Origin of the sequence: Pseudomonas sp. PS02303, from assembly GCF_029959925.1 — a bacterium.
Classification (GTDB): Bacteria; Pseudomonadota; Gammaproteobacteria; order Pseudomonadales; family Pseudomonadaceae; genus Aquipseudomonas; species Aquipseudomonas mandelii.
In genome coordinates, this window is the sequence record NZ_JASCOM010000317.1 from 1 (window position 1) to 6,184 (window position 6,184).

Sequence of the window (6,184 nt, forward strand, 5' to 3'; positions counted from 1 at the left end):
GGTAGATGCGGGGGGTGTGACGATCAGTGGGGCTGAGGTGAAGGTGAACACCGGGGGCTCGCCTGGGGTGGGTACGCCTGCTGCGCCGTTGTTGCCGGGGCCGATGAAAGCGGCGGATGCGGATGTCGCGGGCAAAGCGCCTCTCCCCAGCCGCCTCAACGAATCGGGTATTACGCCGTTGTGCGGCAAACAAAGCAACGGCGCCTGCAGCCGTAAGGATTGCACATGCATGTAACCGCCATGAACACCCTGCTGGCCGCACCTCGTTACGGATTCGAGTCGCTGCCCAGGGAACAGTCCAGTCAGGTCCTGTGTTTCATCATCGATCGCGCACGCCAACCCGAGGCGATGTCGCGTCTGTATCGCATCGGCGAACCGATGAATGCTCAAGCCTTGTACAGCAGCACTGACTTTGCGGAAATCGCCAATGACGGTCCGCTCTGGCTCACAGCACCTTGGGGCAGCCGATTGGCAGTCGAAGCCACGCGCTTGTGCGAAGAAAATCACTCGGGCATTGCCCTGGTCGCAGAAGACGCCACTCAGGCACTCGCACACGCGCGCTGGTTGCTACGAGCCAACGACGGTTCCGGCGGCCAAAGCCTGTTGAGTTATCACAAACCTAGCCTGTGGGCTGCGCTGGCCTACACCGCAGGCGACACGTCCATTCAATTGTTCGGTCCTTGGCAAGCAGTGTATAGCCCTGCCCCGAGACACTTCGGCAAAGAGCGCGGCGCGTGGCTGTCCTGGACGGCGAAGTCGGAACTGAAGTGGCGTGGCGATGGCCCGGCGTTCAACCTTCCCGACAACGCAGCAAAAATTCAAGCGCGGCTGGGGTGGTTGTACTGGGTCGATGAGCAATATGCAGCGTTCGGTAAGCCCGGTGATGACCGGATCAATGAAATTACCGAGAACCTGGACCTTTTGCTCAAAAACAACATCTACGAAGGTGATCACTTGCTCAAGCTCGCCTCCGTCGTCGACGGACCGCGGCTTGAAACACGGCCAGAAGCAATGGCCATCCTGCAATCCAGGGAAGAGTCATTCATCAAGGTTGAACAGCTGATGCAAACAGCATCCGCCAATCCCCAATGAACCCGACGCAACAACAGAACGGAAGCACCATGGAAATTACCAATCATTCAGTCAATCCTGGTGAAACGCTCAGCCAGATTGCTACTCGCTACAACACCAATGTTGCGCAACTGCGCCAGATGAATCCATTCATTACCAACCCGAGTGCGATTAAACCGGGTTGGAATCTTAGTGTTCCCAAGAGTGCTCAGGCTGAAGCGGTTGCAAAACCAGCGCCCCCTTCAACGGCAGCTTCCCAACCTGCTCCAACGGCCGAAAGTGCAAGTGCGCCTGGCGCTAAGCCCATTGACTTGGGGCCGAAAAAAGACTTTACAGAAACGTGCGCCCCCAGCTTCAAGGATCAGCCCAAGCCTTGTTCCAACACGTACGGCACCGCAATTTATGCAACTGACGAAGAAGAGTTTTGGTTACTGCCCGAGCGCGCCGCCTCCTCGATGAAGGAGGCGATGCACGCTCTGGAGAATCAAATTGCCCCGAGTAAATCCCGCGATGAGCGCCTCAAGGGATTAGATGACAGCGGATTACTGAATTACTTCCTTGAGCCAAAACTGAGTAATTTTCTCGAGGGCGAACAGCGCCAGCGAATGGAGGAGATTGAAGCTCAGGAACCGAATATCGAAATGGACCCAGGAATGGTCCTTCGCAGCCGCCAAGAAGTAAAACGCGCAAAAGAAAAGGACGCACCAAAGGCCGAAACGCCGAAAACCGATACTCAGCGCTCACGTATAGATCAGCTTCAGTCGGATATCGATACTCAGAACCGTATCCGGGATGATTACAGCGAGCTACGCAAGTTACGCAGCGAGTGGTTGGCGCTAAAAAAAACAGCTATTGCCGCCGCCGAAAAGAAGGGTCATACGTACGAGAACGGTACGTTGTTCGCTGCCGGGGCAATCGAGGCTCGCGCTCGCGTCCAAAATTACCTGGAGAAACGCAAGGCGCTGATCAGTGAAGGTGGCATCAAGCCACAGGCTCAGGAAGATATCGCCAAGCTCCTTGAAACTGACAAGAAAAAGCGTGATGAACTGCAGAAGTGTTTATACACCTGCGAAGGCGATACATACGCCTACCTGGCGTGGAAGCATGGCGAAGCCAAGTCGTTTGCCTATCACGAATACACCGACGCGATTATCAAAGTAGCGGAATACGGGATCGCCTTACCTGAGTACGCGTTGATCAGTGGCGATGACATCACTACAGGTATCGAGCAGTTCAAGTTGTATCTCGATACGGAAAAACAGCAATCGGAAATCAATAACCGCTTGCGTGAAAAATACAAAAACTGGATCGAAGCGACGGGTCAAAATGCCCAGGCACCTGCCGGTCTGGTCGAAGCCGAACGTGCCGAATGGGACCGTTTGCAAGTTGTAAAACAGGGCTTACACGAAAAGGCTCAACAAAAAGTCGCTGCTGACCCTATTCGACGTCACTTATTATGGGAGCCTGAACAGTTTGAGCCTCAGCCGGTTGATCGGCTTGTCAAAGATGGCTTTCCGCTAAGAGAGGTCAGCACACTGGCTACAAGCGGTACGCCGTTGAAGTGGTTCAGTTTGCTCAACCTCAAGGGTGCGCCAAACCTTCTTGAGGAAGACTTGAAAAAAGCCGGCAAGAGCGCAAAAAAAATTCTTGAAGGCATCCCAAAAAATGGTGACGGTGGTGCAAATAAAAACAGCGCGCATAAGGTATTTGGCCAGTGGCTGGCAAGCCAGGGCGCGCTAAAAATTGGAGATCAAGCCGGCGATTGGTTTGATACCAATGGTTGGTTCAATATCGACAAGTTTTACAGCTTCTTGCAAACCAACGGCTATAAAGTGACTCAGCTTGAGGATGCCGGTGCGCGAAAAGAATGGGGCGAGCATCTAAAGCAGGTCGTATTCAAAAAGAGTGTTCGTGGTGAAGTGAGGCTTTTCGACAAGAGCCAGCAGGCGCAATTTGTCCGCTGCCTTGCGCCGCCGCAAAAAAAACTGCATGGCGAAGTGAAACTGGAAGGTCCCTCCTTCTCTGCCGCTGAAGGCTTCAAGACGTCGGCCAGTGCGTCACTGAGCTTTGACTTGGCTCGAGGTGAAGTGGAACTGCTTAAAATCGACATGCCGACTCGCGAAAAAGCCAAGGATGTGACGGTCGATTACTATCTCGAAGGTAATCCTCAACTTCAGACCTTGAACCTCGGCCGTATGTCCTTCCATTTCGGTGCCCGTGCGTGGGGATACGCCGGTGCGTCGCTCATGCTCGCCGGTAGTATTGAGCTGGTCCCTATAGGCGGCAATACCAAATATGGCGCGACACTCAGCCCTGTCAAACCGGCACAGCGCGAAGATACCGAAGCAAAGGCCGAACGGAAGACCCACGAAGAAACGATCAAAACCAAAGCCGACAATGGTGATACCAGCCCTACCCCAGACCTTGAATACAAGTCCAAGGCGCTCACGGCTGTCGATACCAAATCAAGTGGCCAAGTCATGTCCGGCAAGGCCGCCAACGTACAAATTGAAAATGGCATAAAGGCCAATTTCAATCTGTTCGCCGGCGTGCAAGCAGGTATCCAACTGACAGGGGCTTTGAATTGGGCTCCGCCTAAAGCATTGGCTGTATTGCGGGCAGGACCCTCCACCGGAATCAATAACAGCAAGGAGGCTACGAGCGCTAGCCAATGGCTAACGCTTGCCAACCTCAGCGGATCTTTAGGTGCTGCCTATGGCGCGGGCTTGCAGGGCAATGCTGGAGTTTCTCTGGATAAGGGTAAATTCATTCTCAATCTTAAAGCAACGGTTGTTCTTGGGCCGGGTGCAAGTGGTAGTTTCAAATTTGAGGTAGGTTACGAGGCTGTTGTAGAGCTTATCAATATTTATCGACGTGAGCTGTATAAAGCTAAAGGCGCTTCTATTAGCTGGATTACTCCAGAGGCTGCTGAACAGGCTTCTGCACTGAACATGCTCGGTGCGGTCGGGTTGGATGTTGCAATGATCTATATGATGGGCATCGACGTTATTATGAATCTATATGACGCGATGACCAGTAGTGGAAAGGGAGGGCCCATTGCAGACACTATTATTGAATATGAAAATCAAGCCGAATTGCAAAAATGGTTTATGGAAGCAACTCCCGCGGCCTTGGGCCCCCTCCTTATGACGCTCAGTTCTGAGCCGGAAGAGTTTTCAGTAATTTCAACGAACCAAGACACAAGTGAAAGTAAAAGTACCGATCGTAAGTACGTAAAACAGGAAGCACGTTTGCTCCAACAACGAGCTCTCGACAGAGTGATTTATTGGGTAGGATCAACGGCGGATGGCGCAGAAGCGTTAACCAAAGCTCAACAGCTATTTGAGGACGCTTGTAAATGCATGAACAAACTAGGCGTCGCACCTAAAGAGTCCGGGCAAGCGTATTGTGAGAATAGATACAGACTAGATAATTTTATGGCAGTTCCTGTACTTAGCATGGAACGTGCGGAAGGCGTTAAAGCTCGGGCCCGCTATAAATCAAATGTGAAGAAAATGGGTCAGCGTATAGACGCGTTCTGCAAGCTGGACTTTCGGGAAAATAGCTATATCCCGATGACCACCATGAAATATTCCGGCCCTTTATAATCGAGTCAACTAAATATGTTAAAAATGAAAAATGCCGTTTGCATTGCCTTATCAACCCTATTCTTTAGCTTTGTGGCGCAGGCAGAAGTATCGACACAGCAAGTGAAAGCAAAGGAAAAGGGTATTGAGCTTTACAATCAATTCAAAGCCATATCTGCAGTCCCCTATCTGAAGGCAGCAGCGGAAGGTGGCGATCGTGAAGCACAGTACTACTTGGGCGAAGCGTTACGCAAAAATAACAAATATATAACTCCAGAAGCTCAGAGCGCGTATGAAGCCTCTGCTCGCCAAGGTGATATATATGCAATGATAAGATTGTCTCAGCGCAATAACGATCTCTGCGTTGAGATGAACAACTGCTCAGGTGAAAAAAAATCGCCAAACGAGTGGTCCAAAAGTGCCTTAGAGGCTGCTACGAAAGAAGCTGAAAAAGGTGACGCCGAGGCTATGTATTTGATGTACCGGATAACCGGAGACGACAAATGGTTTGAAAAATCCGCAGACGAAGGTTTTGCGCTAGCGCAGTACTATCTAGCGGCGGATTACCGTGAAGGTAAAGGTTTCTTCCTGACACCTTCAAAACGCGCGGAGATGGTCGAACGCTGGATGAAGGCATCTGCGGAGGGTGGCAACCCTCAAGGTATGTTGGCGTATGCCGCGATTCAGGGTCGAAAAAAGGACTGGGAGCAATTCAGGTCGTGGAATGAAAAAGCAGCAATGACTGGATATGTCAGCGCTGTATATGGTTATGGCTCTTACTTAGCAGGACAATCGCCGGAATACGGCTTTAAGGAGGATCTAGTAACAGCCTATGCATCCATTTCCTGGGTGCTTGAACTAGACGGTGGGGGCGGCATGCGAGAATTTGCACAAGATGAACTCCCGGAAATCGCGGCAAAAATGACTGGGGAACAGATCGAAAAATCAAAAAAAACCCTGACGGAATGGAAAGCAACCCGCCCACCACTATCCTTCTTCCCTGACAAGCTATGAACTATTAACACTATGAAAGCGTATTTTTTCGTAGCCCTCTTCGCGATCGGTTTGTCCTCAGAGGTTAGCGCACAATCTACTTCGGACCGAAGTACATCGATACGTCAGGCAAGCCTGAAGAAATCAGCTATCGGAAGCTTTCTGACGCTTGCAGTTATCAGAACTGACTGAAAGGCCTGATTTTGCACTTTGCGGTACTCCTGTGAGGGATCAGGCGCTATGCTTTGGCGCCTCCCTCACTGCCGCAAGGATCCGCCATGCAGTTATCGTTTCGTATCGTGTCGGCCTTCACTTCCCTCCTCTGTTTTTACTGGCCCTGGTCTGGGGTTTGATGCCGTGGCCCTGAGCGAACACCCGCGTGCCGAGTGGAACGACCTCTGGCTGTTGCTCGAAGTCGTGCACGAAGGCAAGCAGCCGCAAGTGCTCGGCAAAAACGTCACCAGCGACGTCACCCACAACAAAGACGATTTCCATCAGGGCTACCGCAACACCTTCCTTGCCACCCCGTGGGA

The 6,184-nt window shown here is 51.7% G+C and carries 3 protein-coding genes and 3 pseudogenes; all 6 read left to right on the plus strand.

Annotated elements, in window-relative coordinates; translation table 11 throughout:
* Positions 1-235: pseudogene (locus tag QMX98_RS31365) on the plus strand (type VI secretion system tip protein VgrG); the annotation flags it as partial.
* A complete protein-coding gene (locus QMX98_RS31370) occupies positions 226-1,092 on the plus strand; it encodes a DUF4123 domain-containing protein (protein ID WP_010460479.1) in 867 nt (288 codons plus the stop codon). The pseudogene QMX98_RS31365 and the gene QMX98_RS31370, both read left to right, overlap by 10 nt.
* Positions 1,093-1,121: 29 nt before the next feature.
* Positions 1,122-4,679: a LysM peptidoglycan-binding domain-containing protein gene (locus QMX98_RS31375; RefSeq protein WP_282411917.1), complete on the plus strand. Its 3,558-nt coding sequence runs from the start codon at positions 1,122-1,124 to the stop codon at positions 4,677-4,679.
* Positions 4,680-4,694: 15 nt separating this feature from the next.
* Positions 4,695-5,672, plus strand: a complete 978-nt coding sequence (locus tag QMX98_RS31380; RefSeq protein ID WP_200666137.1) for a sel1 repeat family protein — start codon at positions 4,695-4,697, stop codon at positions 5,670-5,672.
* Between the two features lie 89 nt (positions 5,673-5,761).
* Positions 5,762-5,839: pseudogene (locus QMX98_RS31385) on the plus strand (DUF2790 domain-containing protein); the annotation flags it as partial.
* A 169-nt stretch (positions 5,840-6,008) separates the two neighbouring features.
* A pseudogene (locus tag QMX98_RS31390) lies at positions 6,009-6,184 on the plus strand (hypothetical protein); the annotation flags it as partial.